29 protein-coding genes are annotated in these 26,629 nt (G+C 50.9%); 5 read left to right on the top strand and 24 right to left on the bottom strand.

The features are described from left to right. Together ATB02_RS02820 and ldtC are read left to right on the top strand one after the other, a co-directional pair. A partial coding sequence (locus ATB02_RS02820) for a TRCF domain-containing protein (RefSeq protein WP_342343155.1) occupies window positions 1–670 on the top strand: 670 nt, incomplete at its 5' end. 143 nt (window positions 671–813) lie between these two features. Then, complete coding sequence (gene ldtC / locus ATB02_RS02815) at window positions 814–1,776, top strand: L,D-transpeptidase LdtC (RefSeq protein WP_105271046.1); 963 nt, start codon at window positions 814–816, stop codon at window positions 1,774–1,776. Between the two features lie 82 nt (window positions 1,777–1,858). On the opposite strand, the gene bhsA is transcribed toward ldtC, so the two are convergent. Next, window positions 1,859–2,116: a multiple stress resistance protein BhsA gene (bhsA, locus tag ATB02_RS02810; protein WP_105271045.1), complete on the bottom strand. Its 258-nt coding sequence runs from the start codon at window positions 2,114–2,116 to the stop codon at window positions 1,859–1,861. A gap of 240 nt (window positions 2,117–2,356) precedes the next feature. On the opposite strand from bhsA, the gene comR reads away from it, so the two are divergent. Beyond that, window positions 2,357–2,989 (top strand): TetR family copper-responsive transcriptional repressor ComR, encoded by a 633-nt coding sequence (gene comR / locus ATB02_RS02805; RefSeq protein ID WP_032183978.1) that lies wholly within the window; start codon window positions 2,357–2,359, stop codon window positions 2,987–2,989. Window positions 2,990–3,051: 62 nt separating this feature from the next. On the opposite strand, the gene ATB02_RS02800 is transcribed toward comR, so the two are convergent. From ATB02_RS02800 to hinT, 8 genes are all read right to left on the bottom strand, one after another. Further along, window positions 3,052–3,591: a glycine zipper 2TM domain-containing protein gene (locus ATB02_RS02800; protein ID WP_001043462.1), complete on the bottom strand. Its 540-nt coding sequence runs from the start codon at window positions 3,589–3,591 to the stop codon at window positions 3,052–3,054. A 226-nt stretch (window positions 3,592–3,817) separates the two neighbouring features. Continuing rightward, a complete protein-coding gene (gene ndh, locus ATB02_RS02790; protein WP_000211045.1) occupies window positions 3,818–5,122 on the bottom strand; it encodes an NADH-quinone dehydrogenase in 1,305 nt (434 codons plus the stop codon). Window positions 5,123–5,527: 405 nt separating this feature from the next. Beyond that, window positions 5,528–6,070 carry an alpha/beta hydrolase YcfP gene (gene ycfP / locus ATB02_RS02785; RefSeq protein ID WP_000587933.1) on the bottom strand — a complete coding sequence of 181 codons (543 nt, stop codon included), beginning with the start codon at window positions 6,068–6,070 and terminating at the stop codon, window positions 5,528–5,530. A gap of 22 nt (window positions 6,071–6,092) precedes the next feature. Next, entirely contained in the window at window positions 6,093–7,118 is a 1,026-nt protein-coding gene (gene nagZ, locus ATB02_RS02780; protein ID WP_105271044.1) for a beta-N-acetylhexosaminidase, read from the bottom strand. A gap of 10 nt (window positions 7,119–7,128) precedes the next feature. Next, window positions 7,129–7,953: a thiamine kinase gene (gene thiK, locus ATB02_RS02775; protein WP_032183943.1), complete on the bottom strand. Its 825-nt coding sequence runs from the start codon at window positions 7,951–7,953 to the stop codon at window positions 7,129–7,131. Continuing rightward, window positions 7,934–8,575: a penicillin-binding protein activator LpoB gene (gene lpoB / locus ATB02_RS02770; protein WP_000594311.1), complete on the bottom strand. Its 642-nt coding sequence runs from the start codon at window positions 8,573–8,575 to the stop codon at window positions 7,934–7,936. The genes thiK and lpoB overlap by 20 nt, the downstream gene beginning before the upstream one ends. A 13-nt stretch (window positions 8,576–8,588) precedes the next feature. Next, window positions 8,589–8,966, bottom strand: a complete 378-nt coding sequence (locus ATB02_RS02765; RefSeq protein ID WP_001225293.1) for a YcfL family protein — start codon at window positions 8,964–8,966, stop codon at window positions 8,589–8,591. A 2-nt stretch (window positions 8,967–8,968) separates the two neighbouring features. After that, entirely contained in the window at window positions 8,969–9,328 is a 360-nt protein-coding gene (hinT, locus tag ATB02_RS02760; RefSeq protein ID WP_000807125.1) for a purine nucleoside phosphoramidase, read from the bottom strand. 333 nt (window positions 9,329–9,661) lie between these two features. Here hinT and fhuE point away from each other — a divergent pair, with 333 nt between their 5' ends. Beyond that, window positions 9,662–11,851 (top strand): ferric-rhodotorulic acid/ferric-coprogen receptor FhuE, encoded by a 2,190-nt coding sequence (gene fhuE, locus ATB02_RS02755; RefSeq protein WP_032183942.1) that lies wholly within the window; start codon window positions 9,662–9,664, stop codon window positions 11,849–11,851. A gap of 59 nt (window positions 11,852–11,910) precedes the next feature. On the opposite strand, the gene ptsG is transcribed toward fhuE, so the two are convergent. The 14 genes from ptsG to yceD all read right to left on the bottom strand — a co-directional run bounded on the left by ptsG (window position 11,911) and on the right by yceD (window position 24,418). After that, window positions 11,911–13,344: a PTS glucose transporter subunit IIBC gene (gene ptsG / locus ATB02_RS02750; RefSeq protein ID WP_000475716.1), complete on the bottom strand. Its 1,434-nt coding sequence runs from the start codon at window positions 13,342–13,344 to the stop codon at window positions 11,911–11,913. Between the two features lie 293 nt (window positions 13,345–13,637). Next, the gene (locus ATB02_RS02745) at window positions 13,638–14,435 is read right to left on the bottom strand and encodes a metal-dependent hydrolase (protein ID WP_000480245.1); all 798 of its coding nucleotides are present in this window, start codon (window positions 14,433–14,435) and stop codon (window positions 13,638–13,640) included. A gap of 10 nt (window positions 14,436–14,445) precedes the next feature. Next, complete coding sequence (gene holB, locus ATB02_RS02740) at window positions 14,446–15,450, bottom strand: DNA polymerase III subunit delta' (protein WP_105271043.1); 1,005 nt, start codon at window positions 15,448–15,450, stop codon at window positions 14,446–14,448. Continuing rightward, window positions 15,447–16,088 carry a dTMP kinase gene (tmk, locus tag ATB02_RS02735; protein WP_105271042.1) on the bottom strand — a complete coding sequence of 214 codons (642 nt, stop codon included), beginning with the start codon at window positions 16,086–16,088 and terminating at the stop codon, window positions 15,447–15,449. Before tmk ends, holB begins: the two co-directional genes overlap by 4 nt. Further along, window positions 16,078–17,100, bottom strand: coding sequence for a cell division protein YceG (yceG, locus tag ATB02_RS02730; RefSeq protein WP_000756841.1), 1,023 nt, complete (start codon window positions 17,098–17,100; stop codon window positions 16,078–16,080). Before yceG ends, tmk begins: the two co-directional genes overlap by 11 nt. Before the next feature lie 2 nt (window positions 17,101–17,102). Further along, window positions 17,103–17,912, bottom strand: coding sequence for an aminodeoxychorismate lyase (gene pabC / locus ATB02_RS02725; RefSeq protein WP_032302863.1), 810 nt, complete (start codon window positions 17,910–17,912; stop codon window positions 17,103–17,105). 119 nt (window positions 17,913–18,031) lie between these two features. Continuing rightward, window positions 18,032–19,273: a beta-ketoacyl-ACP synthase II gene (gene fabF / locus ATB02_RS02720; protein WP_000044678.1), complete on the bottom strand. Its 1,242-nt coding sequence runs from the start codon at window positions 19,271–19,273 to the stop codon at window positions 18,032–18,034. A gap of 87 nt (window positions 19,274–19,360) precedes the next feature. Next, window positions 19,361–19,597, bottom strand: coding sequence for an acyl carrier protein (gene acpP, locus ATB02_RS02715; RefSeq protein WP_000103754.1), 237 nt, complete (start codon window positions 19,595–19,597; stop codon window positions 19,361–19,363). A 210-nt stretch (window positions 19,598–19,807) separates the two neighbouring features. After that, on the bottom strand, window positions 19,808–20,542 hold the full coding sequence (gene fabG, locus ATB02_RS02710; protein WP_001008535.1) for a 3-oxoacyl-ACP reductase FabG: 735 nt from the start codon (window positions 20,540–20,542) through the stop codon (window positions 19,808–19,810). Between the two features lie 12 nt (window positions 20,543–20,554). Further along, entirely contained in the window at window positions 20,555–21,484 is a 930-nt protein-coding gene (gene fabD / locus ATB02_RS02705; protein ID WP_000191372.1) for an ACP S-malonyltransferase, read from the bottom strand. Window positions 21,485–21,499: 15 nt separating this feature from the next. Next, window positions 21,500–22,453, bottom strand: coding sequence for a beta-ketoacyl-ACP synthase III (gene fabH, locus ATB02_RS02700; RefSeq protein WP_000288124.1), 954 nt, complete (start codon window positions 22,451–22,453; stop codon window positions 21,500–21,502). Between the two features lie 67 nt (window positions 22,454–22,520). Continuing rightward, entirely contained in the window at window positions 22,521–23,591 is a 1,071-nt protein-coding gene (plsX, locus tag ATB02_RS02695; RefSeq protein WP_000197578.1) for a phosphate acyltransferase PlsX, read from the bottom strand. Window positions 23,592–23,671: 80 nt separating this feature from the next. Next, the gene (rpmF, locus tag ATB02_RS02690) at window positions 23,672–23,845 is read right to left on the bottom strand and encodes a 50S ribosomal protein L32 (RefSeq protein WP_000290727.1); all 174 of its coding nucleotides are present in this window, start codon (window positions 23,843–23,845) and stop codon (window positions 23,672–23,674) included. 51 nt (window positions 23,846–23,896) lie between these two features. Beyond that, the gene (gene yceD, locus ATB02_RS02685) at window positions 23,897–24,418 is read right to left on the bottom strand and encodes a 23S rRNA accumulation protein YceD (protein WP_001174481.1); all 522 of its coding nucleotides are present in this window, start codon (window positions 24,416–24,418) and stop codon (window positions 23,897–23,899) included. Window positions 24,419–24,616: 198 nt separating this feature from the next. Between yceD and yceF the strand changes: the two genes are divergently transcribed. Further along, window positions 24,617–25,201, top strand: coding sequence for a 7-methyl-GTP pyrophosphatase (gene yceF, locus ATB02_RS02680; protein WP_001125202.1), 585 nt, complete (start codon window positions 24,617–24,619; stop codon window positions 25,199–25,201). Between the two features lie 111 nt (window positions 25,202–25,312). On the opposite strand, the gene rluC is transcribed toward yceF, so the two are convergent. Then, a complete protein-coding gene (gene rluC / locus ATB02_RS02675; RefSeq protein ID WP_000846356.1) occupies window positions 25,313–26,272 on the bottom strand; it encodes a 23S rRNA pseudouridine(955/2504/2580) synthase RluC in 960 nt (319 codons plus the stop codon). Window positions 26,273–26,629: the final 357 nt, after the last annotated feature.

Here is a 26,629-nt window from a genome sequence, read left to right as displayed (position 1 = left end):
GCAAAAACGTCTTGAAGCGATTGCCTCGCTGGAAGATCTCGGTGCAGGTTTTGCGCTGGCAACGCACGATCTGGAGATCCGCGGCGCAGGTGAACTGCTTGGCGAAGAACAAAGCGGCTCAATGGAAACTATCGGTTTCTCGCTGTATATGGAGTTGCTGGAAAACGCCGTCGATGCGCTGAAAGCCGGACGCGAGCCGTCGCTGGAAGATCTCACCAGTCAGCAAACAGAAGTCGAGCTGCGGATGCCGTCGCTATTACCAGATGATTTCATTCCTGACGTGAATACGCGTTTGTCGTTCTATAAACGTATTGCCAGCGCCAAAACGGAAAACGAACTGGAAGAGATCAAAGTCGAGCTTATCGATCGCTTCGGCCTGCTGCCGGATCCGGCGCGTACCCTGCTGGATATTGCCCGTCTGCGCCAGCAAGCGCAGAAACTGGGGATCAGGAAGCTGGAAGGTAATGAGAAAGGTGGGGTGATCGAATTTGCCGAGAAGAATCACGTTAATCCGGCCTGGTTGATTGGTTTGCTGCAAAAACAGCCACAGCATTATCGCCTCGATGGCCCGACGCGCCTGAAGTTTATTCAGGATTTGAGCGAGCGGAAAACGCGTATCGAATGGATTCGCCAGTTTATGCGTGAACTGGAAGAGAACGCGATCGCTTAATGGTAAATCGGGGGCGTTTCTGCGCCCCCATATCCAACATTTACAAATTATTTGCACTTCCCTGCACTATCCGACACTGTCACCATCCATAATTCATACTTATCTTTTTATTACAATAACCTTATATTTATTATGGATTTTTGGTGATGATCAACACGCGTTTTTCTCGCTGGCTAACGTTTTTTACGTTCGCCGCTGCCGTGGCGCTGGCGCTACCGGTAAAAGCCAACACCTGGCCGCTGCCGCCAGCAGGCAGTCGTCTGGTTGGCGAAAACAAATTTCATGTGGTGGAAAATGACGGTGGTTCTCTGGAAGCCATCGCCAAAAAATATAATGTCGGCTTTCTCGCTCTGTTACAGGCTAACCCCGGCGTTGATCCTTACGTGCCGCGCGCGGGTAGCGTGTTAACGATCCCGTTGCAAACCCTACTTCCAGATGCGCCGCGCGAAGGCATTGTGATCAATATTGCGGAACTGCGTCTCTATTACTACCCGCCGGGTAAAAATTCGGTAACCGTGTATCCCATCGGCATTGGTCAGTTGGGTGGTGACACGCTGACACCGACAATGGTGACCACCGTTTCTGACAAGCGTGCAAACCCAACCTGGACGCCAACGGCAAACATTCGCGCGCGGTATAAGGCACAGGGAATTGAGTTGCCTGCGGTAGTTCCGGCTGGACCGGATAACCCAATGGGCCATCATGCGATTCGTCTGGCGGCCTATGGCGGTGTTTATTTGCTTCACGGTACGAACGCCGATTTCGGCATTGGCATGCGGGTAAGTTCTGGCTGTATTCGTCTGCGGGATGACGATATCAAAACACTCTTTAGCCAGGTCACCCCAGGTACCAAAGTGAATATCATCAACACCCCGATTAAAGTCTCTGCCGAACCAAACGGTGCGCGTCTGGTTGAAGTACATCAACCGCTGTCAGAGAAGATTGATGACGATCCACAGCTGCTGCCAATTACACTGAATAGCGCAATGCAATCATTTAAAGATGCAGCGCAAACTGACGCTGAAGTGATGCAGCATGTGATGGATGTCCGTTCCGGGATGCCGGTGGATGTCCGCCGTCATCAAGTGAGCCCACAAACTTTGTAAATCCTGGATAAAAAAATCCCCGCGACACGGCATGTCGCGGGGAAAAAAATCAGCAGTAGCAGGCATTAATGAGGGTTAATGCTTATTTAAAAATTACTGCTGTTCCATGGAGGGTATTCGGACCGGTTACAGAAGTAATACGGAAAGATTTTGCGCCCATCTCATCCGCTTTTTGCGCCAGCTGCTCTTCCAGCGATCCCAGATTTGTCCCCGCGTTAGCACTGATAGTACCGACTTTTTGTTGGCCTTCTGGCGTTGACTGAACTTCGACAGCCGCAAAGCTGGCAAATGACATTGAGCTTAAAATCGCCGCAGCGATGAGGGTTTTTACGTTTTTCATAATAGTGGCCTTATGCAGATGAATGACGTCGCAAGCAATTACTTAACGATCGATAACTAAATGATAGATGTGATCTGGATCACATACAAGATATTTTTTATAACAATCATTAATTAATTTAAAAATCTTTAAATTTCAGTTAAATAGAAAGAAATTATTTTTATGGTTTGTGGACTGGTGAACGGAGGTGATTATTTTTATAATAACCTTTCATTCACAGTCACCAGGTACAACGGCATCATGGCAACTGACTCAACACAATGTGTAAAAAAAAGCCGTGGCCGCCCAAAAGTGTTCGACAGGGATGCCGCGCTTGATAAGGCCATGAAATTGTTCTGGCAGCACGGTTATGAAGCGACTTCTCTTGCGGACCTCGTCGAAGCGACCGGAGCCAAAGCGCCCACGCTATACGCGGAATTCACCAACAAAGAGGGGTTATTCCGCGCCGTACTCGACCGCTATATCGATCGTTTTGCCGCGAAGCATGAAGCACAGCTGTTTTGTAAAGAGAAAAGCGTGGAGTCTGCGTTGGCTGACTATTTTGCTGCCATCGCCAACTGCTTTACCAGCAAAGACACCCCGGCTGGCTGCTTTATGATCAACAACTGCACCACCCTCTCCCCGGATTCCGGAGATATCGCCAATACGCTGAAATCACGCCATGCGATGCAAGAGCGCACTTTGCAGCAGTTTTTATGTCAACGACAAGCGCGCGGGGAAATCCCGACCCACTGTGATGTGACGCATCTGGCTGAATTCCTTAATTGTATTATTCAGGGGATGTCGATCAGCGCACGCGAAGGTGCATCGCTGGAAAAACTGATGCAGATTGCCCGAACGACTTTGCGTTTATGGCCCGAACTGGTGAAATAAGGCGCAAAAAAAAGCCCCTCAGCCTGAGCGAATGGGGGGCTAAATTGCAGAATACAGCCTTGTTATACTTTGTTATTCAAAATCAGTTGCCCGTTGCCATCTAACGGGATCTGCGTACCCGGATCGCGGTCCATGCGGATTTTGCCCTGCTGATCGCCAATCTTATAGGTCACATCATAACCGAGCATTTTTTCTGACTTGTCATACACCGTTTTACAACGCTGTTGCGTAGTCGTGTAAGTATCGCTTTCCTGGAGAGAGCCCTGGATCTGGTTACCGGCATAGCCACCTCCCAGCGCCCCCACAACAGTGGCGACATCTTTACCGCGACCACCGCCAAACTGATGCCCTATCACGCCGCCAGCAACAGCGCCGAGCACCGACCCGGTAATGCGATTTTCATCCTGCACCGGTCGACGATGGGTCACTGTGACGTTGCGACACTCCTGACGCGGTGTTTTAACCGTTTCCTTGATTGGGGTTGCAGAAACAACCTGAGCGTATTGCGGGCCACGTTCAAACACGTTCAGACTGGCCACTGCCGCTACGCCCAACGCAGCTGCGACACCAATCCCCATACCCGCCAACATTGATTTATTCACGGGAACACCTCCTTCTTTGCTGTTATGCCAATCATGCAAGTGAAGGAGAAAAGCAGCTATCAGACAGAAGATGAAAAGCGCGGGAATGGCTGGAAATACTTAGGGATTCGGAGGAGTCTGAAGGAATGCCTGATGCGACGCTTAACGCGTCTTATCAGGCCTACCGCTCGTACCATTTGTCCAGGGCGGATAAGGCGTTTACGCCGCATCCGCCAGTACAAGCCGATTAATGCAACTTCAAACGTGGACGGATAACGCGGTTAATACTCCCCACCAGCATCATTAATCCGGTTTTAAAGTAACCATGCAGCGCAATCTGATGCATTCTGTATAGCGAGATGTATACAAAGCGCGCAATTCGCCCTTCAATCATCATTGAGCCGCGCGTCAGGTTACCCATCAGGCTACCGACGGTGGAGAAGTTCGACAGCGATACCAGAGAACCGTGATCTTTATACTGATAATTTTTCAGCGGCTTACCGTTCATCTGCGCCAGAATGTTGTTCATTGCGCAGGTTGCCATCTGGTGTGCGGCCTGCGCACGCGGCGGAACAAAGCCCCCTTCCGGACGCGGGCATGACGCGCAGTCGCCAATAGCGTATATGTCTGGATCGCGAGTGGTTTGCAGCGTCGGTTCCACCACCAGCTGGTTGATACGGTTGGTTTCAAGACCACCGATATCTTTCAGGAAGTCTGGCGCTTTGATCCCGGCTGCCCACACCATCAGATCAGCCTCAATATATTCGCCATCTTTAGTGTGCAGGCCGCCTTCATCAGCACTGGTGACCATGGTTTGCGTCAGCACGCGAACGCCAAGTTTCGTTAACTCATTGTGGGCCGCAGCAGAAATACGTGGCGGCAACGCAGGCAAAATACGTTCGCCCGCTTCTACCAGCGTTACGTTCAGGGCTTCGTTGGTCAGACCTTTATAACCGTAGCTGTGCAGTTGCTTGACCGCGTTGTGCAATTCTGCGGAGAGTTCTACACCCGTCGCGCCGCCGCCGACAATCGCAATGTTCACTTTACCATTGGCGCCCAGGTTGGCGGAGTATTTCAGGAACAGATTCAGCATCTCCTGGTGGAAACGACGCGCCTGATGCGGGTTATCGAGGAAAATGCAGTTCTCTTTGACTCCTGGCGTATTGAAATCGTTAGAGGTGCTGCCCAACGCCATTACCAGGGTGTCATAGGCGATTTTACGTTCCGGAACCAGCAGTTCACCTTTCTCGTCGCGCAGTTCTGCAATAGTGATTGTTTTCGCTTCACGATCAATATCAATGACGGAACCCAGCTGGAACTGGAAACCATGATTGCGCGCATGGGCCAGATAGCTCAACGCATCGACGCCTTCATCAAGCGAGCCAGTCGCCACTTCGTGCAGCAGCGGTTTCCACAAGTGGCTGTGGTTACGATCGACCAGCGTAATTTTGGCTTTTTTCTTGCGTCCCAGCTTATGTCCCAGCTGTGTCGCCATTTCCAGCCCACCAGCACCGCCGCCGACAATCACAATTTTTTTCAATGGCGTAGTCAACGTGACCCCCTTAAATTTATTAACCAATTGTTAACTAATGGTTATTAGCATAGCTCTTAATTAACAACAGGTTACAGCAATGAAAATGTTCTTCGTTATTGAGAATAACATGAATGGTGCATTGGTCATACCAAAATTGATGTTAATCAAGTTTTGTTGCTGAAAAGATAGGCTGATTTGCCGGATGAGATCAAAAAATACAGCTTATTGTTTATTATTTAAACGAACCCAGGAGGGTGAGACGTATATGGAGGGCGTTTGGTAGGCCTGATAAGACGCGAACGGCGTCGCATCAGGCACATTGCCAGTGTCGGATGCGGCGTGAACGCCTTATCCGACCTACAGAATTTACAGAATCTGGAACGCATCAGGTATCAGCAAGGTTACCTGATGCGACGAGGGCATTTAACCGAGGGTTTTGAACGCTTTAATGCGCTGCAAATGCGGGGAGATATTCTTGAATTTGTGCGTCTGCTCTTCGTCCCAGACAATCTCGTAATAATGATGCAACTCTTCAGATGTCCGCTGGCTGTTAAGCGCTTCATCGTTACGCGACAAAATCACCAGACAACGATCGCGATTCTTCTCGCGGAAGTTGGTCACACACTTAGTGGCAATATCGGCATACTCTTCCGGGCGATCAATCTTGCCTTCCATGTTCTCATAAGGGAACAAATTAGGATTGAAGATCACCTGGCGGATATCGCAAAGAAAACCAATTCGCTCCGCCCAGTATCCGCCCAGACCAACGCCGCATATCAGCGGACGCTCATCGACGTTTAGTTGCAGCATTTTGTCCACTTCTTTGAGCAGATGCTGCATATCATGTTTCGGATGCCGCGTACTGTAGCTTATCAAGCGTACATCCGGGTCAATAAACTGCAATTGTAAGACTTTCTCGTGGTTACCCGGACTGTTAGAGTCAAAACCGTGTAAATAGATAATCATCGCTTCCTCACATAAGCCAGGGTTAGTGACCTGCTTTCTCTTCCTGCCAGCGTTCATGTAACTGATTCAGACGGGCGCTGATCTCTTTCCAGCGAGCCGAGTCCATCAGTTCCTGTCGCGAAAATGAACCTTTATGATACAAACGTGTAACACGTTCTGCCTTGATCGGTGACAGATTATCTAACACGCTGACGGCCCCTTTACGATTATTGCAGACCAGGATCATATCGCAACCCGCGTCCAGTGATGCCTGCCCGCGTTCGGCATAACTGCCCATAATCGCGGCTCCTTCCATCGATAAATCGTCAGAGAAAATCACGCCATCAAAACCCAGTTCCTGACGCAAAACGGTTTTCAGCCAATAGGGAGAACCGCTCGCAGGACGCGGATCGACATCACTGTAGATCACATGCGCAGGCATAATGGCGTCGAGTTTATTTTCGCGGATTAAGGAACTGAAGACCGACATATCTTTAGCGCGAATCTCCGCTTGCGGACGTGGGTCACACGGTGTTTCTTTGTGTGAGTCTGCCGTTACTGCACCGTGTCCTGGGAAGTGTTTCCCGGTAGTTTTCATTCCGGCTTCATGCATACCATCAATAAACCGGCTGGCAATTGCCAGGGCTTTTTCGGGATCGGCATGATAAGAACGCTCACCAATCGCCGCGCTGATATGCCCGACGTCCAGCACTGGCGCAAAGCTGATATCAATATCCATAGCAATCATTTCGCTGGCCATCAACCAACCTGCCTCTTGCGCCAGTTTTCCGCCTTCTTCCATTCCCAACAGCGCAGCAAATGATTGTGCCGCTGGCAAGCGGGTAAAACCTTCACGAAAACGCTGCACGCGTCCACCTTCCTGATCCACCGCCACCACCAGATGATTGCGCGAAGCTGCGCGGATCTGGCGCACCAGTTCACGTAACTGGGCAGGATCATGATAGTTACGCGTAAAGAGAATCAGCCCTCCCACCAGCGGATGCGCCAGTATTTCACGCTCTTCCGCGTCCAGTTCGTAACCTTCGACATCCAACATTACTGGACCCACACTGCTCTCCTTATTGTTTTATTAATAGCTGCCGCCAGGTGTCATCGGCCAGCCTGATAAATTGTTGATCGCCGGTTTGTCGCCAGCGGTACTCAAACCACCCTGCTTTGAGCATCAGCAGCCAGGGAAACCATCGCCTGACCTGACGCCATAATTGCGCCGGATAAATCTTCGCGCGAGTGGCATAGTCATTGACCAATTGCCGGTGCTGGTCAGTATTTTCCACCCACACCGCCGCCAGTTCCAGCGCGATATCACCATCTCCGGCATACTCCCAGTCGATGAGTTTTAACCCTGACGCGCTATGCACTAAATTTCCGGCGTGGACATCCATATGCAATGGACTTAAGCGTAAAGGCCGTGGTTCCCGCGCTTTGCGCAGACGTTTTAACCTTCGCAGCCAACCCACTGTCCGCCGCGCCGGATCGCTTTGCTGCCAGTACAGTTCCAGTAACGGCAACAGCGTTATTCGCCAGCCAAAACGCGGTTGTTGATGTAGATAATACAGCAAGCCTGCCAGTTCGTTGGTATCCGGCAAATACGTTTTTACCTCGCCGGGCAGATAGTCGACCACCATCCAGTCACGGAGATATAAATGCGGCTTCGGTGCAATGCATGCGGGTAATTGTGATAAAACTCGATATTGGCGCAAAAATGCGGATCGCGGCGCATCAGGATCATGCGGCTGACGCACAACAAAACGCTGGCCCTGATGTTCAATGAGAAAACTCCCGCCACTAAGCCCACTATTAAACGTCGTGACGGGATGAAATTGCGGAAAAAAGCGCGACAGCAATTCGTCGCGCGTGATGGGATTATTGCTGCGAAACGGCACCTTTACCTGACCAGATAATTTCACCCGTCTGCACCAGCATCAGCTGCATTTGTAGGGTCGGAGCGTTAACGTTGCCAGAGGCGCTGGAGTACAGCACGTAATGAGCGCCGACATTGCGGGCAATGCCTATGGCTTTACTACGGGTACCTAAACTGTCCTGCGGCGACAAACCTAACTGTTGCTTAGCCATCGACAGTTGCTGGGCGGAAACCAGGGTAAATTTACCGTTATTAGCCAGTGCATTGCGCAGCGTTTCGGTCGCTTCTGCGGCATTCAGCGAACCGTTAGTACGGTTGTTAACACTATCAACCAGCAGGACGCTACCCGCAGTCACCCCGTCAGCCCCAAGCATTTTACTGACCATCGGCTGCATTGCGCCATTCCAGTCATAATGGCGAATATGCGGCGCAGGCGGTGCGGTTTGATCTTCATGCTCAATTGGCCCTGGCTGCTGCGGGATCGTCGGCACCGATGGCACCGTGGGCACAGGCTGTTGTGGCTCGGCAGGTTGTTCCGGCGCTGGTTTCACTTCTTCTACCGGTGCAGGTTCACGTTGCCCCACACACCCGGCGAGAAACATCGCCAGCGCGGCAATCAAAGCATAGCGACTCATTTTTATCATCAAGATTCACCCCTTACAAATATAGATAAAGTCTGACTTTGTGCGCCCCCAGAAAATTGGCGCTGCCGTATAGCGTTACCGCCGAATGTGCGGGAATGGTAACGCTGCGTGGCGTTTCCAGAGGATGCATCTCAAGTCCTCTGGCGTCATACCAGTAAAAACGATAATGAACGGTAACGGGTTCTTGCCTTTCGTTATAAAGCGTTGAGGATGCTGAAGGTTGAATATCAGACGTCGAAAGGACGGGCTTTTCTGCACTGATGCCCGCAGCCAATAAAGATGACTCCATCACCAGCGATTGCTCATCATTCACCGGAATTTCCGGATGTGAACGACAGCCCACCAGCACTAACAACGCCAGAGACACCAGCCCAAAGCATCCTTTTCTCATCGTTACAGACCTTTATGCGCCAGCATTGGTCCCAGCGGACGGCCACCCAACAAGTGCATATGGATGTGGTAAACCTCTTGTCCGCCGTGGCGGTTGGTGTTCATGATCAGACGATAGCCATCTTCGGCAATACCTTCTTGCTCAGCAATTTTTGCCGCTACGGTGATCATGCGTCCCAGCGCCTGCTCATGCTCAGCAGACACGTCGTTCACAGTTGGAATAAGGATATTTGGAATGATCAGAATATGCGTTGGCGCTTGCGGCGAAATATCGCGAAACGCCGTTACCAGATCATCCTGGTAGACGATATCGGAGGGGATCTCACGACGAATAATTTTGCTGAATATAGTTTCTTCTGCCACGACATTTTCCTTTTTCAAATAGCCATGCGTTGCGCCATGCTACGCCGCGCCACACTGCGAGTATAGAGTATGGTCGAGTTAAACCTGCTCTTTCAACCTTAACTCACGATTTCTTAAGCAAAAAATCGTTTTGCTGCCGTATATATCGTCATTATTCCCATTTCTGCCTGCGAATTCGCTGAAAAGACATTCTCTGTTTGGTTTACACGCCAAATATGAATGCGTATATTTCTCATTTGCATTTACATGCAAAATTATTCGCACACTATATATAACCGCTCATCATCCTCCTCCTGCATGAGCCTGACGACAACATAAACCAAGAGATTTCAAATGCTTTCGAGACAATTTAACAGGGATAATCAACATCAAACCACCTCCAAACCGTCACTACTTGCCGGTTGCATAGCACTGGCACTCTTACCTTCCGCCGCTTTTGCTGCACCAGCCACTGAAGAAACGGTGATTGTTGAGGGTTCCGCCACTACTCCAGTTGATGACGAAAATGATTACAGCGTAACGTCTACCTCTGCGGGTACCAAAATGCAGATGACTCAACGTGATATTCCTCAGTCGGTCACTATTGTTAGTCAGCAGCGGATGGAAGATCAGCAGTTACAAACGCTGGGCGAAGTGATGGAAAACACGCTGGGGATCAGCAAAAGCCAGGCGGATTCCGATCGTGCTCTTTATTATTCCCGCGGATTCCAGATCGATAACTATATGGTTGATGGTATCCCCACCTATTTTGAATCGCGCTGGAATCTGGGCGACGCACTTTCTGATATGGCACTGTTTGAACGCGTAGAAATAGTGCGTGGCGCGACAGGACTCATGACCGGGACGGGTAATCCATCTGCGGCAATTAATATGGTTCGAAAACACGCGACCAGTCGTGAATTTAAAGGCGATGTCTCGGCGGAATACGGTAGCTGGAACAAAGAACGGTATGTGGCGGATTTACAAAGCCCACTCACCGAAGATGGTAAAATCCGCGCGCGAATTGTCGGCGGCTACCAGAATAACGACTCATGGCTGAACCGCTACAACAGTGAAAAGACCTTCTTCTCCGGCATTGTCGATGCTGATTTAGGCGATCTTACGACGCTTTCAGGCGGTTACGAATATCAGCGCATTGATGTTAATAGCCCAACCTGGGGCGGTTTACCGCGCTGGAATACTGATGGCAGCAGCAACAGTTACGATCGCGCACGCAGTACCGCACCTGACTGGGCGTACAACGATAAAGAGATCAACAAGGTCTTTATGACCCTGAAGCAGCGGTTTGCTGATACCTGGCAAGCGACACTGAATGCCACCCACTCCGAAGTCGAATTTGACAGCAAAATGATGTATGTCGATGCCTATGTAAACAAAGCGGATGGTATGCTGGTTGGGCCATACAGTAATTATGGACCTGGCTTTGATTATGTCGGCGGCACCGGTTGGAACAGCGGCAAACGTAAAGTTGATGCGCTGGATTTGTTCGCTGACGGTAGTTATGAATTGTTTGGTCGTCAGCACAATCTCATGTTTGGTGGCAGTTACAGCAAACAAAACAATCGTTACTTCAGTTCATGGGCCAACATCTTCCCGGATGAAATTGGCAGTTTCTACAACTTTAATGGCAATTTCCCACAAACCGACTGGTCACCACAGAGTCTGGCGCAGGACGATACCACACATATGAAATCGTTATATGCTGCCACTCGTGTCACCCTTGCCGATCCGCTGCATCTGATCCTTGGCGCACGTTATACCAACTGGCGGGTTGATACGCTGACTTACAGCATGGAGAAAAACCACACCACGCCTTATGCTGGTCTGGTGTTTGACATTAATGACAACTGGTCGACCTACGCCAGCTATACCTCTATTTTCCAGCCGCAAAATGATCGTGACAGTTCAGGCAAATATCTGGCTCCAATCACCGGTAACAACTACGAGCTGGGTCTGAAATCGGACTGGATGAATAGCCGTCTGACCACCACGTTAGCCATCTTCCGTATTGAGCAGGATAATGTCGCTCAGTCCACCGGTACACCTATCCCCGGCAGCAACGGCGAAACCGCCTATAAAGCGGTGGATGGGACAGTCAGTAAAGGTGTGGAATTTGAACTCAACGGCGCAATTACCGACAACTGGCAGCTGACGTTTGGCGCAACGCGCTATATTGCAGAAGATAACGAAGGAAACGCCGTTAATCCTAATCTGCCACGCACCACGGTTAAAATGTTCACCAGCTATCGGTTACCTGTCATGCCAGAGTTGACGGTCGGCGGTGGTGTTAACTGGCAAAATCGCGTGTATACCGACACCGTGACACCGTATGGCACCTTCCGCGCCGAGCAAGGTAGCTACGCGCTGGTGGATCTCTTCACCCGCTACCAGGTGACGAAAAACTTCTCGTTACAGGGGAACGTCAATAACCTGTTCGACAAAACCTACGATACCAACGTGGAAGGTTCTATCGTCTACGGCGCACCGCGTAATTTCAGCATTACCGGCACGTATCAATTCTGAATAACACCTGTAAAAAAGGCAGCCATCTGGCTGCCTTAGTCTCCCCAACGTCTTACGGATTAGTGGTTACGGATGTACTCATCCATCTCGGTTTTCAGGTTATCGGATTTAGTACCGAAAATCGCCTGAACACCAGAACCAGCAACCACTACGCCCGCTGCGCCCAGTTTCTTCAGGCCAGCCTGATCCACTTTAGACACATCAGCAACGCTGACGCGCAGACGGGTAATACATGCGTCGAGGTTAGTGATGTTTTCTTTACCACCAAACGCAGCAACCAGAGCCGGTGCCATTTCGCTGGTACCTGTCGCTTTTGCATCATCAGTCGCGTCTTCACGACCCGGCGTTTTCAGATCCAGTGCTTTAATCAGCACGCGGAAGATGGTGTAGTAAACAATTGCATAACCGATACCGACGATCGGGAACAGCCACAGTTTGCTGCTGTTACCAGACAGAACGATGAAGTCGATCAGACCGTGCGAGAACGACGTACCGTCACGCATCCCCAGAAGAATACAGATAGGGAATGCCAGGCCTGCCAGAATCGCGTGGATGATGTACAGGATCGGCGCAACGAACATGAAGGAGAACTCGATAGGCTCGGTGATACCGGTCAGGAACGAGGTCAGCGCCGCGGAGATCATGATACCGCCCACTTTCGCGCGGTTTTCCGGTTTAGCAGAGTGCCAGATAGCAATTGCGGCAGCTGGCAGACCGTACATTTTGAACAGGAAGCCGCCAGACAGTTTACCCGCAGTCGGGTCACCCGCCATATAACGCGGAATGTCGCCGTGGAAAACCTGACCTGCAGCGTTGGTGTATTCACCAATCTGCATCTGGAAAGGTACGTTCCAGATGTGGTGCAGACCAAACGGTACCAGGCAACGTTCGATGAAACCGTAAATGCCAAACGCAACTACCGGGTTCTGGTAAGCAGCCCACTGAGAGAAGGTCTGGATTGCAGAACCAATAGGCGGCCAAATGAAGGACAGCACAACGCCAGTAAAGATGGCAGCCAGGCCTGAAATGATCGGCACAAAGCGTTTACCGGCAAAGAAGCCAAGATACTCAGGCAGCTTAATACGGTAGAAACGGTTAAACATGTACGCTGCGATCGCACCGGAGATGATCCCCCCGAGTACGCCAGTATCCGCCAGGTGTTTAGAGGCGATTTCTTCAGCAGGTAAATGCAGTACCAGTGGCGCAACCACGGCCATGGTTTTAACCATGATGCCATAGGCAACAACTGCGGCCAGCGCGGATACGCCATCGTTATTGGTAAAGCCGAGGGCGACACCGATCGCAAAAATCAGTGGCATGTTTGCAAAGACGGAACCGCCTGCTTCTGCCATAACATGCGATACAACGGCGGGCAGCCAGCTGAAATTCGCGGAACCGACGCCCAGCAGAATACCTGCGATAGGCAGTACGGATACCGGCAGCATCAGCGATTTACCGACCTTTTGCAGGTTAGCAAATGCATTCTTAAACATAATTGAGAGTGCTCCTGAGTATGGGTGCTTTTTTACGTTCTCACGCGTGGCAAGGGGGGAGAGCCTCGCCGTGTACAGGGCATCTAAGCGCCCTTTATTTATTACACAGAGTAAAATAATTCAGTGCCGATTTGTTTGACGGCTATCACGTTTCAACTTCAGATCATTGGAGAAGTTGCACATTTTGACAAAACATATGTCACAATATTTCAAACGTGGTTATTCACCGCCCAATTTTCGGCGGTGAACTTTACTCGTTTTAGCCATTAATTACGAGCTTTAAAAAAACTCATTCAACGGATGGATTGAAGGCGGGAAGCGTCGATGTGAAACAGACGGGCGAAGTTATCGGTGGTTACCTGCGCCAGTTCTTCAACGGCAACACCTTTCAACACAGCCATGTATTCTGCAACGTCACGAACCATCGCAGGTTGATTCTCTTTTCCTCGATGCGGAACCGGTGCAAGGTAAGGTGAGTCAGTTTCTACCAGTAACCGATCGAGGGGGACATAACGCGCGGCATCGCGCAGTTGCTCCGCATTACGGAAGGTCACAATGCCGGAAAAGGAGATGTAAAATCCGAGATCCAGTAATTTACCCGCCGTTTCTCTGTCCTCTGTAAAACAGTGTAGTACGCCACCGCAATCCGTCACTTTTTCTTCGCGCAGAATTGCCAGCGTATCGGCGCGGGCGTCACGGGTGTGGACGATAACCGGCTTGTTCAGTTCACGACCAATCTGGATATGATGGATGAAGGACTCTTGCTGCCGTACTTTAGTTTCCGGCGTGTAATAATAATCCAACCCGGTTTCACCCAGCGCAACAACGCCCTCTTCTGCCGCCAGACGGCGTAAATCTTCTACATCGTAGGGATCATTCTGGTTGAGTGGATGCACGCCACAAGAAAATACGACGTTGTCACGTTCGCCTACCAGATCCCGCATGTGTAAATAACCCGGTAATGTTGTGGCGACTGCCAGACAAAATTTCACATCGCGTGCGGCGGCTTTCGCCAGAACGTCATCCACGTCCTTATGCAAAGATTCATAATCCAGACCATCGAGATGGCAGTGTGAGTCGACTAAAAACATGATGTCTCTCTTAAAGATGAGGAACCGGTAGCACAACGCCCGGTTGCAGGTAATGCTCAATACGCAGTAAAAGATCGGTGATGAGAAGCTCGCGGTTAATACCTGTGACAGACATTAACTGTTCACGAATGTGGCAAACATCCCCCAGTATAGCCTGCAGACGCGAGGGAGAAAGATGGTTTGCCAGTTCGACGACCAGGCCCGGCACATCAACATTGGTAACCTGCGCAGCGCCATGATGGCGTTTTAGCGCATCCATCAGCAACGTTGCCAGCCAGTGTAAACGCGCCGGAGCTTGTTCATGATTAAGGGCCGCTAGCAGCAAATACCAGTCGCCCGATTGCACGCTATATGCCAGCGCCTGACACAATGTTTCACGAGCCTGCCAGATATCTCCCTGAAACAACGCCAGTGCCGCACCAGGCGAACCGGCGCTTAAGCGCAATGCGGCAAGTAATGTATCCTGTGACATTGTCACTTCGCGTGAAAGCCAAGTCACGGCGTACTGTTCCGGCGGCGGCGCAAGGTAATGTAACCGACAACGACTACGTAATGTTGCCAGTAAACGTTCAGGCTCGCGGGTAGCAAGGAAAAACCAGGTTTCTGCTGGCGGCTCTTCAAGCGTTTTCAGCAATGCGTTAGCCGCAGCGTCGGTCAGTAAGGCAGCATCGGTTACCCAGACAACTTTTGCACCGCCTAAGCGTGCGTGCTCATTCAGCTTTTCGGTAACTTCACGTACCGCATCAATGCCCAGCGCATTTTTCCCTTTTTCGGGAGCCAGGGTGTAATAATCGGGATGCGTGCCAGCCTGCATCAACTGACATCCACGACAGTGACCGCAACTTTTGTGGCCCTGCGGTTGTTGGCAGAGTAAATAACGGCTCAGGGCGTAGATTAAAGCATCCTCGCCCATACCCGGTAACGCCTGAATGAGTAGCGCATGGTGACCTCTTCCGGCCTGATAGCTGGCTACCAGTTTTTCGAAATCAGGTCGTAACCATGGATACCATCTCATGCGTTCTGCTCCTTAACCCAATTGGTCACGGTAGTGCGGATTGCATCCATCACGGACTCCAGCGGCTGGGTGGCATCAATGGTATGAATGCTTTTATCTTGTGCTGCCAGTTCCAGATAGCGGGCGCGGGTGCGATTAAAGAAATCGAAAGACTCTTGCTCAATACGATCCAGCTCGCCGCGCGCACGCGCGCGTTTTAAGCCAACTTTCGGGGTAACATCGAGATAGAGCGTTAAGTCGGGGCGAAAATCCCCGAGAACAGCATCACGCAGCGTTGCCAACATATGTTGGTCAATACCACGTCCGCCCCCCTGATACGCTTGAGTAGAGAGATCGTGGCGGTCGCCAATAACCCAAGTGCCGTTAGCCAGCGCAGGTTTGATGACCGTTTCTACCAGTTGAACGCGCGCGGCATAAAACATCAGAACTTCGGCTTTATCGGTAATGACTTCATCGCCTACCGATTTGATATCCAGCACCAGGCTTCTTAACTTTTCGGCAAGTTGCGTACCGCCAGGTTCCCGAGTGAAAACCATGTCGCGGATACCCAGTTGCTCGAGCGTCTCAACCACCACGTTACGCGCGGTAGTTTTGCCTGCGCCTTCCAGCCCCTCAATGACGATATACTTACTGCGCATTTTTTTCCTTAAGCACTTTCAGATAATCCTGCACAGACTTGTTATGACTGGCAAGATTGGTATTAAACGTGTGACCACCTTTACCATCGGCCACAAAATAGAGATACGGCGTTTTTGCCGGATGCGCAGCAGCCTTCAGCGAATCCGCCCCCGGCGTCGCTATCGCACCTGGCGGCAAACCGGTAATGGTATAGGTGTTATACGCTGTCGGCGTTTCCAGGTCTGCACGAGAAAGTTTGCCATTATAACGCTCTCCCATCCCGTAAATCACGGTCGGGTCGGTCTGCAGGCGCATACCAATGCGTAAACGGTTGATAAATACCGAGGCAACCTGATCGCGTTCGCTGGAAACGGCGGTTTCTTTTTCGATAATTGATGCCATCGTCACCAACTGGTTTTTATCTTTATAAGGCAGACCGTCCGCACGCCCTTCCCAGGCGCTATCGACCGCTTTCACCATTTTCTTGTGCGCTCGCTTGAGTAACGCGACATCGGTGGTATTGGCGGTATACATCCAGGTGTCTGGCCAGAACCAACCTTCAATCCACTCCGGGTTTTCCAGTTCAAGTGCCTGCGCTACGGTGGCGTACTTATCGTCGCTCAGCGTGTGTTTGATATACGGGGCCTCACGCAATTGCTTGAGGTAATCGCTCAAACGCATCCCTTCTACCAGTCGCAGAGGGAACTGTGCTTCTTTACCGCTTTCCAGCAATTTCAGCATCTCACGTACGGTCATCTGCGGTGTAAAGCGGTAAGTCCCGGCTTTAAAGTGAGAAAGATCCGGTTCGATACGCAGCAGCCATTGAAAAACCCGTGGGCGATTGATGATCTTATCGGCATAAAGCTGTTCACCGAGCGCCAGACGTCCGGTCCCTGGCTTCAGGGTAAATATCGTCTCTTCTTTGATAAGCAATTTGCTGTCGGCAAGATGGCGAACCTTCCAGACGCCCACACCAGCGGCGATACCCAGTACCACCAGCAATAACAAGATAATCAATAACACTTTTTTCATGACTAATTCGGGCGCTCACAAAGTGGGGCTAAATATTCATATAACGTTGCTGACGAAAAAGAGACATCGCCACAGGCACGTACGGGCATCACTGGCATTAACGCATTACAAATAACCATCTCATCTGCCTGCAACGCCTCTTCCAGAGTGGCTTGCACTTCGACAAGCTGATAAGAGGATTGTGCCAGTAAACGGATACAGAATTGTCGCATAATGCCGTTAACACCTGCCTGCTCCAGTCGCGGCGTATAAACTACATTGCCCTTCCGCCAGAACAAATTAGCCGCACAGCATTCCGTAACCCACCCTTCGCTGTCAAGGACCAACGCCTCATCGGCGTTTGTCTGCTCAAGATGAGAGCGAATCAATACTTGTTCAAGCCGATTAAGATGTTTAATACCTGCAAGATGAGGATTGCGCCCCAGCCGCACCGGGCTTAGCGCCAACATCATCCCCTCGTTACGCAAACGATCGTAATGTGCAGGATAAGCCGTAACGGAGAGAATCCGCGTTGCCGGTCCGCTGTTCAATGTGCTGTACCCTCGCCCGCCACTACCGCGACTGATCACGACCTTCAGCACACCATTCTGCTGTTCTGCTGCCAGCGTTTTCATCTCTTGTTCAAGCTGAGGCCAGAAGTCACAGGAAATCATCAACCGCTGACAAGCATCCTGTAGTCGCTGGATATGTGCCGATAACAAACTGACTTTACCGTCGATAACTCTGGCGGTGGTAAAACAACCATCACCAAACTGCGTTGCTCGATCGCTTACTGCCAGCGATTCCTGCTTATGACCGTTAATTAAGAACATACCAACTCCTTACCAGAGAATTGTTAGTGTGGCAGCATGTTCACTACGGAACAAGTCGGAATAAAAGCTAAGAAAAAAGGCCCGCAAGCGGACCTTTTATAAGGGTGGGAAATGACAACTTAGATCTTTTTAAAGATCAAAGAACCATTAGTACCACCGAAGCCGAAGGAGTTACACAGCGTGTATTCCATTCCGCTAACCTGACGCGCTTCGTGCGGTACGAAATCCAGATCGCAACCTTCATCCGGATTATCCAGGTTGATGGTTGGCGGAACAGCCTGATCGCGCAGTGCCAGGATGGAGTAGATAGACTCTACTGCACCCGCCGCACCTAACAGGTGACCGGTCATAGATTTCGTGGAGCTCACCAACACACGGCTGGCAGCTTCACCGAAGATGCTTTTAACAGCCTGCGCTTCAGCTTTATCGCCAGCCGGTGTAGAAGTACCGTGCGCGTTAACGTAGCCAATCTGACTCGCTTCAATGCCTGCATCACGCAGAGCATTTGCCATTGCCAGAGCTGCGCCTGCGCCGTTTTCTGGCGGTGACGTCATATGGTAAGCATCGCTGCTCATACCAAAGCCAACGAGTTCAGCGTAAATTTTCGCCCCGCGTTTTTTCGCGTGTTCGTACTCTTCCAGTACCAGCATACCGGCACCATCGCCCAGTACGAAACCATCGCGCTCTTTATCCCACGGGCGGCTCGCCGCTTGCGGGTTATCATTGCGGGTAGATAATGCACGTGCCGCGCCAAAACCACCAACGCCCAGCGGCGTACTGGCTTTCTCTGCGCCACCTGCAACCATCACGTCAGCATCACCATACGCGATAATACGCGCAGCATGACCGATGTTGTGCACGCCAGAAGTACAGGCGGTCGCGATAGAGATGCTTGGGCCACGCAGGCCATACATGATAGTCAGATGACCTGCCACCATGTTCACAATCGTTGACGGAACGAAGAATGGGCTGATCTTACGTGGGCCACCATTCATCAGAGATGTGTGGTTTTCTTCAATCAGTCCGAGGCCGCCAATCCCGGAGCCAATTGCGGCACCAATACGGGTTGCGTTCTCTTCCGTTATTTCAAGGCCAGAATCCTGCATGGCCTGAACGCCAGCGACAATTCCATATTGAATGAAGGCATCCATCTTGCGCTGTTCTTTGCGCGAGATAATGTCCTCACAGTTAAAATCCTTTACTAAGCCAGCAAATTTCGTTGCATAGGCGCTAGTATCGAAATGGTCGATTAGGCTGATGCCACTCTGACCGGCAAGCAGAGCTTTCCAGGTAGACTCTACGGTATTGCCGACAGGAGACAACATGCCCAGTCCGGTCACAACTACACGACGCTTAGACACGTTTGTCCTCCAGGGAGGGAAAAAATGATTCTAGTGGGACAAAAAGATAAAACTCAGGCGGTCGAACGACCGCCTGGAGATGTTCACTTACGCCTGGTGGCCGTTGATGTAATCAATGGCAGCCTGAACGGTGGTGATTTTCTCAGCTTCTTCGTCCGGAATCTCAGTATCAAACTCTTCTTCCAGAGCCATTACCAGCTCAACGGTGTCAAGAGAATCCGCGCCCAGGTCTTCAACGAAAGAAGCATTGTTGGTAACTTCTTCCTGCTTAACGCCCAGCTGTTCGCCGATAATTTTCTTAACGCGTTCTTCGATAGTGCTCATACTCTTAAATTTCCTATCAAAACTCGCTTTCGCGATGGTTTTCGTAGTGTATAAAATGTTGAAAAATTTGCAACTAAATCCCGGCAGGTCTTACCACGATTTTACGTTATTTTGAGGCCTTACCCCCCAATAACGCAAATCATTTTGCACTAATTATTACTCATAACCACGCAGACTGCGCGCAACATGAGCATTTTGTGCAAATCGCGGTCAGACCATGTACATCCCGCCGTTCACATGCAAAGTTTCACCCGTGATGTAAGCTGCTTCGTCGGATGCCAGGAATGCAACCGCGTTGGCGATTTCCTGTGCACCGCCGAGGCGACCCGCAGGAACCTGCGCCAGGATACCCGCACGCTGGTCATCGCTCAGCGCACGTGTCATGTCCGTTTCAATAAAGCCCGGAGCAACAACGTTTACAGTAATACCGCGTGACGCAACTTCGCGCGCCAGTGATTTACTGAAGCCGATCAAGCCCGCTTTCGCCGCAGCGTAGTTGGCCTGACCGCCATTTCCCATGGTACCAACCACAGAACCGATAGTGATAATGCGACCATGACGCTTTTTCATCATAGCGCGCATTACCGCTTTTGACAGACGGAAAACAGATGAAAGGTTGGTTTCGATAATATCGTTCCACTCTTCATCTTTCATTCGCATTAACAGGTTATCACGAGTGATACCGGCATTATTGACCAGGATATCCACTTCACCAAATTCTGCGCGAATTTTTTCCAGAACAGATTCGATAGATGCCGGGTCGGTCACATTCAACATCAGACCTTTGCCGTTGGCACCTAAATAATCACTGATCGCCTGAGCGCCATTTTCACTGGTCGCAGTGCCGATAACTTTCGCGCCACGGGCTGCGAGCGTTTCAGCAATTGCGCGGCCAATTCCGCGGCTTGCACCGGTTACCAGTGCGATTTTTCCTTCAAAATTCATGATTTTCCTCTTTTAAAGCTCGAGCGCCGCTGCCATCGCTGAAGGTTCGTTCAGCGCCGAGGCGGTCAGGGTGTCGACAATGCGTTTCGTCAGGCCAGTAAGCACTTTGCCCGGGCCGACTTCATAGAGATGTTCTACGCCTTGCGCTGCCATGTATTCAACAGACTTCGTCCACTGAACCGGGTTATACAACTGACGTACCAGTGCGTCACGGATGGCATCACCATTGGTTTCGCATTTCACATCAACGTTATTCACAACAGGAACTGTTGGTGCGTTAAAGGTGATTTTCGCTAATTCTACTGCCAGTTTGTCGGCTGCCGGTTTCATCAACGCACAGTGAGACGGTACGCTCACTGGCAACGGCAGCGCGCGTTTTGCGCCTGCAGCTTTACAGGCAGCGCCAGCACGCTCAACGGCTTCTTTATGTCCCGCAATTACCACCTGGCCTGGAGAGTTGAAGTTTACCGGAGAAACCACCTGACCTTCTGCAGCTTCTTCACACGCTTTCGCAATAGACGCATCATCCAGACCGATGATTGCCGCCATAGCGCCCGTTCCTTCCGGTACGGCTTCTTGCATGAACTTGCCGCGCATCTCAACCAGACGCACCGCATCAGCGAAATCAATCACACCAGCGCAAACCAGCGCAGAGTATTCCCCGAGGCTGTGACCGGCCATCATCGCTGGTGCTTTACCGCCCTGCTGCTGCCATACTCGGTACAGTGCAACTGATGCAGTCAACAGCGCTGGCTGAGTTTGCCAGGTTTTATTAAGTTCTTCGGCTGGCCCCTGCTGAGTCAGCGCCCACAGGTCATAACCCAGCGCCGCAGAAGCTTCAGCAAACGTTTCTTCGACAATGGGATAGCTCGCCGCCATATCAGCCAGCATTCCAACGGTTTGAGAACCCTGTCCAGGGAACACAAATGCAAATTGCGTCATCTTTTAATCCTTATCCTAGAAACGAACCAGCGCGGAACCCCAGGTGAATCCACCGCCAAAGGCTTCAAGCAGAACCAACTGCCCCGGCTTAATACGCCCATCACGTACAGCTTCATCCAGCGCGCACGGGACAGAGGCCGCAGAGGTATTACCGTGGCGATCCAGCGTCACCACGACATTGTCCATCGACATGCCGAGTTTTTTCGCCGTTGCACTGATAATACGCAGGTTAGCCTGATGCGGCACCAGCCAGTCCAGTTGAGAACGGTCAAGATTATTCGCCGCCAGCGTCTCATCAACGATGTGCGCCAGTTCCGTTACCGCAACCTTGAAGACTTCGTTGCCCGCCATCGTCAGATGAATTGAATTCTCTGGATTCACACGGTCAGCATTAGGCAGCGTCAGCAATTCACCATAGCTACCATCGGCGTGCAGATGGGTAGAGATGATTCCCGGCTCTTCAGAGGCAGCCAACACCGCAGCGCCCGCGCCATCGCCAAAAATAATAATAGTCCCGCGATCTGTTGGATCACAGGTGCGCGCCAGTACATCGGAACCGACGACCAGAGCATACTTCACCGCCCCAGATTTCACGTATTGATCGGCTACGCTTAACGCGTAGGTGAAACCTGCGCAGGCTGCTGCAACGTCAAATGCCGGGCAACCTTTAATACCCAACATGCTTTGAATCTGACATGCTGCGCTCGGGAAAGCGTGCGTAGCAGAAGTCGTTGCCACAACGATCAGGCCAATCTGGTCTTTATCAATGCACGCCATCTCAATTGCGCGTGTCGCCGCTTCAAAGCCCATGGTTGAAACGGTTTCGTTTGGTGCAGCAATGTGGCGTTCGCGGATGCCGGTACGAGTGACAATCCACTCGTCAGAGGTATCCACCATTTTTTCCAAATCGGCGTTTGTCCGCACTTGTTCGGGCAGATAGCTGCCAGTACCAATAATCTTCGTATACATGTACGCTCAGTCACTTTTCGGTTATATACCGTCACTTGCAAACTGCGAGTTCGCTGGCAGCGTCCTGCTACCGCAGAGTTCCGCTTTTGCCACCGTCCAGCAGCTCAAAACCAGCTGGGTATACAGATTCCAGGCGAGCGGCAATTCGCTGAGGAACTTGTCGCTGCACCGCCTGCACTGCCTGTTCAATCGCGACCGCAAAAGCTCGCTGATTGGCCGCACCATGACTTTTTATCACCGTGCCGCGCAATCCTAACAGACAGGCGCCGTTATACTGGTCGGGGTTGAGGTGACTGAATCGCCTCGTCAGGCTCTTTTGTAGCCAACGCTTTAATAACAGTAGCCACCACGACCGTTTTTTCCCTTCACCCTGAGATTTCAGCAGAGAAAGGAACATCCTGACAACACCTTCCATCGTCTTTAATGTGACATTTCCTGTAAAGCCGTCACAAACCAGCACATCTGTCTTGCCAGTTAACAACTCATTGGCTTCAAGATAGCCGATATAATTGATAGAAGGGATTGTTTTAAGCACTGCTGAGGCATCCCGAATACTGTCGAGACCCTTTACTTCTTCTTCACCAATATTGAGCAACGCCACGCGAGGATTGGGAATTTCCACCACCTCTTCAGCCAGAACTGAGCCCATAATGGCAAATTGCACCAACATTGTACTGTCACAATCGACGTTGGCCCCTAAATCGAGGACCACCGTTTTGCCCTTTTGCTGATGCGGTAATACCGTCACCAGCGCCGGACGCTCAATCCCCTCCAGGGGCTTGAGTAGTAATTTTGCCAGCCCCATCAGCGCCCCGGTATTACCAGCACTGACACAGGCTTGCGCTCGACCTTCTTTCACCAGCTCAAGGGCCACGCGCATTGAACTACCACGACTGGCGCGGATAGCTTGCGAAGGCCGGGCATCACTGGCGATAACTGACTGCGCAGGAATAATCTGCAGACGCGAACGTTGTTCAAAGTCAGCTTTAGCAAGTAATGGCGTGATGGCGTCGGGATTGCCGACTAAAAGAAGAGTGAGTTGCGAATTAGAATTCAGTGCCTGCAATGCTGCAGGCACTGTCACGGAAGGGCCAAAATCCCCTCCCATGACATCTAACGCCAGGGTTAGACGTGTCAAGGTATCGTCGCCGCCCGGTTTGGTCTTTCCCCAGTTGCCTGGGGAAAATCCTCACTAAGCTTCATCACGCAGACGCGTGATTACTTAGCGATGACCTTGCGGCCGCGGTAGTAACCGTCGGCAGTGATGTGGTGACGCAGGTGTTTTTCACCAGAAGTTTTGTCTACAGACAGGCTGGTGACTGCGGTCAGCGCGTCATGGGAACGACGCATGCCACGTTTGGAACGGGTTGGTTTATTCTGTTGTACGGCCATGGACCTTACTCCTCAATTACGGTTTATCCCCGATCCAACGGGGAGCACCAATTACTTACGCTTTAAGCTGGCTAATACGGCAAATGGGTTTGGCTTTTGCGCTTCTTCAGGCAGTTCACCAAAGACCATGTCCGCTTCGGACACTTCACAGTGTTCAGAATCATGCACCGGAACTACCGGCAAGGCGAGGATGATTTCATCTTCAACCATTGCAAGCAGATCGATTTCACCGAATTCGTTAACCTCAATCGGTTCATACGCTTCCGGCAGTGCTTCAGCCTGTTCGTCTGAACGCACAGGACTAAAACAATACGTTGTGTAGACCTGATGAGTAAACGGCTTCCCGCAACGCTGACACTCGAGCGTTACCGTCACCTTCGCATCGCCGTTTAACACTGCGAGACGTTGGTTATCGATAGCGAACGACATGGAGCATTCCACATCACTGTCCACACTGACTACGGATTCGGCGACGCGCTCAACCTGATCAGGGGTATAGATACCCTGGTAATCAAGGCGTTTTTGAGCCGTACGAACCGGATCGAGAGTCAGGGGTAATTTTACCTTTTGCATAGGGCGCGCATATTAACTTTGTAACGTCATAGAGTCAAAGAAAAAGGCAGCCTGTGGTTGCCTTTTGCCAATAATTCGCACACATTGCGGGTTACTGCTTTATTTTCGTTCAGTGCTGATAACGAACATCAACCTGCAAAACGAAGCGCATAGTTTAAAATGGCTATCATCAATACGCTATATCTGATGGAAAAAAATATGCCTAAACTTATTTTAGCCTCCACCTCGCCCTGGCGTCGCGCTCTTCTGGAAAAACTGCAAATCTCTTTTGAATGTGCAGCACCCGAGGTCGACGAAACCCCACGCAGCGACGAATCACCGCGACAGTTGGTGCTTCGGCTGGCACAAGAAAAAGCGCAATCTCTGGCGTCACGTTATCCGGATCATTTAATTATTGGTTCAGACCAGGTATGTGTTCTTGATGGCGAAATCACCGGTAAACCGTTAACGGAAGAAAATGCCCGTCTGCAATTACGCAAAGCCAGCGGCAATATCGTCACCTTCTATACTGGACTGGCGTTGTTTAATTCGGCGAATGGGCATCTGCAAACAGAAGTGGAGCCTTTTGACGTCCATTTCCGTCACCTGAGCGAGGCGGAGATTGATAATTACGTGCGTAAGGAGCATCCCCTGCACTGCGCGGGTAGCTTTAAGAGTGAAGGATTTGGCATTACGCTGTTTGAGCGTTTAGAAGGGCGTGACCCTAACACGCTGGTTGGTTTACCGCTAATCGCGCTGTGTCAGATGTTACGTCGGGAAGGGAAAAACCCGCTAATGGGATAGTTTTTTGCGCCGGATGCGGTTACGTCGCATCCGGCAATCGGTGCTGGCGGCCTGATGCGGCGTAAACGCCTTATCAGGCCAACCGCCCATTATCAGGCTTATATGCACGTATTAGCGCGCGTTACGCAGTTTCTGCAAACAACGCTTCAACCCCTCATCCATCGGCGCTTCGATACGCATCACCTCACCGGTTCCCGGATGGGTAAACTTCAACGCTGCGGCGTGCAGGAACAGACGATTTAATCCCGTGCCTGCTTCAGTGAGCTGTCTATCAAATTCACGGTCACCGTAGCGATCGTCAAAGGCAATCGGATGACCCGCATACTGTGTATGCACACGGATCTGATGAGTACGCCCTGTTACCGGGCTACAACGCACCAGGGTGGCAAAAGCATAGCGTTCTTCCACTTTAAAGCGTGTTTCCGACGGTTTGCCTTCCTGACTCACACGCACGATACGTTCGCCGCTTTGCAGAATATTTTTCAGCAACGGCGCTTGTACGCTCTTCACATGCGACTGCCACTGACCGCGCACCAGCGCCAGGTAATCTTTTTGCATCCCTTTTTCACGTAATTGCTCATGCAGAGAACGCAACGCCGATCGTTTTTTCGCTACCAGCAACACACCGGAAGTGTCCCGGTCGAGACGATGTACCAGTTCAAGGAACCGCGCTTCCGGGCGCAACGCCCGTAAACCTTCGATAACGCCGAAGCTTAAACCACTGCCGCCATGTACTGCCGTACCGGAAGGTTTATTCAGCACCAGGATATGCTCATCTTCATATAAGATGACGTCCGCCAGCGCCGCCACCTTTTGCAGATGTGGCGAAACCGCCTCCTCTTCACGTTCAGCAACGCGAACCGGTGGAATACGCACCTCATCACCTGCTTCGAGTTTATATTCAGGCTTAATACGTTTTTTGTTCACCCGCACTTCGCCTTTACGCAAAATACGGTAAATCATACTTTTAGGTACGCCTTTCAATTGGGTACGCAAAAAGTTGTCGATACGTTGCCCCGCTTCGTCCGCGGTGATAGCAACAATTTTTACGGATGGAGTCTCTGTTTTCATGGTGGGCGATTCTAATTAGCCAACAGGATTCGCGCCACTCATTTTTCTATGCTTATATTTAGTTTTGCACCTTATTACTTCACTACGTCATCACTTTATTGATGGTTATTAAACCAATCACCATTAAGAAGTGAAAAAACTGTGAGTAAGCGGGTGATAAATGGTAAAAGTCATCTTGCTATAACAAGGCTTGCAGTGGAATAATGAGAACGTTTCCGTGTCCATCCTTGTTAAAACAAGAAATTTTACGGAATAACCCATTTTGCCCGACCGATCATCCACGCAGCAATGGCGTAAGACGTATTGATCTTTCAGGCAGTTAGCGGGCTGCGGGTTGCAGTCCTTACCGGTAGATGG

The organism is Escherichia sp. MOD1-EC5189 (genome assembly GCF_002966045.1).
Classification (GTDB): Bacteria; Pseudomonadota; Gammaproteobacteria; order Enterobacterales; family Enterobacteriaceae; genus Escherichia; species Escherichia coli_F.
Note: the sequence above shows the minus strand (reverse complement) of the source record. Positions and strands in the feature narration are given on the sequence as shown.

Bases quoted from the DNA above. Each gene is read 5' to 3' on its own strand.
- bhsA (WP_105271045.1), bottom strand. From the start codon at position 2,116: ATGAAAAACGTAAAAACCCTCATCGCTGCGGCGATTTTAAGCTCAATG.
- comR (WP_032183978.1), top strand. From the start codon at position 2,357: ATGGCAACTGACTCAACACAATGTGTAAAAAAAAGCCGTGGCCGCCCA.
- ycfP (WP_000587933.1), bottom strand. From the start codon at position 6,070: ATGATTATCTATTTACACGGTTTTGACTCTAACAGTCCGGGTAACCAC.
- lpoB (WP_000594311.1), bottom strand. From the start codon at position 8,575: ATGATAAAAATGAGTCGCTATGCTTTGATTGCCGCGCTGGCGATGTTT.
- ATB02_RS02765 (WP_001225293.1), bottom strand. From the start codon at position 8,966: ATGAGAAAAGGATGCTTTGGGCTGGTGTCTCTGGCGTTGTTAGTGCTG.
- fhuE (WP_032183942.1), top strand. From the start codon at position 9,662: ATGCTTTCGAGACAATTTAACAGGGATAATCAACATCAAACCACCTCC.
- ptsG (WP_000475716.1), bottom strand. From the start codon at position 13,344: ATGTTTAAGAATGCATTTGCTAACCTGCAAAAGGTCGGTAAATCGCTG.
- ATB02_RS02745 (WP_000480245.1), bottom strand. From the start codon at position 14,435: ATGTTTTTAGTCGACTCACACTGCCATCTCGATGGTCTGGATTATGAA.
- holB (WP_105271043.1), bottom strand. From the start codon at position 15,450: ATGAGATGGTATCCATGGTTACGACCTGATTTCGAAAAACTGGTAGCC.
- tmk (WP_105271042.1), bottom strand. From the start codon at position 16,088: ATGCGCAGTAAGTATATCGTCATTGAGGGGCTGGAAGGCGCAGGCAAA.
- yceG (WP_000756841.1), bottom strand. From the start codon at position 17,100: ATGAAAAAAGTGTTATTGATTATCTTGTTATTGCTGGTGGTACTGGGT.
- pabC (WP_032302863.1), bottom strand. From the start codon at position 17,912: ATGTTCTTAATTAACGGTCATAAGCAGGAATCGCTGGCAGTAAGCGAT.
- acpP (WP_000103754.1), bottom strand. From the start codon at position 19,597: ATGAGCACTATCGAAGAACGCGTTAAGAAAATTATCGGCGAACAGCTG.
- fabG (WP_001008535.1), bottom strand. From the start codon at position 20,542: ATGAATTTTGAAGGAAAAATCGCACTGGTAACCGGTGCAAGCCGCGGA.
- fabD (WP_000191372.1), bottom strand. From the start codon at position 21,484: ATGACGCAATTTGCATTTGTGTTCCCTGGACAGGGTTCTCAAACCGTT.
- fabH (WP_000288124.1), bottom strand. From the start codon at position 22,453: ATGTATACGAAGATTATTGGTACTGGCAGCTATCTGCCCGAACAAGTG.
- rpmF (WP_000290727.1), bottom strand. From the start codon at position 23,845: ATGGCCGTACAACAGAATAAACCAACCCGTTCCAAACGTGGCATGCGT.
- yceD (WP_001174481.1), bottom strand. From the start codon at position 24,418: ATGCAAAAGGTAAAATTACCCCTGACTCTCGATCCGGTTCGTACGGCT.
- yceF (WP_001125202.1), top strand. From the start codon at position 24,617: ATGCCTAAACTTATTTTAGCCTCCACCTCGCCCTGGCGTCGCGCTCTT.
- rluC (WP_000846356.1), bottom strand. From the start codon at position 26,272: ATGAAAACAGAGACTCCATCCGTAAAAATTGTTGCTATCACCGCGGAC.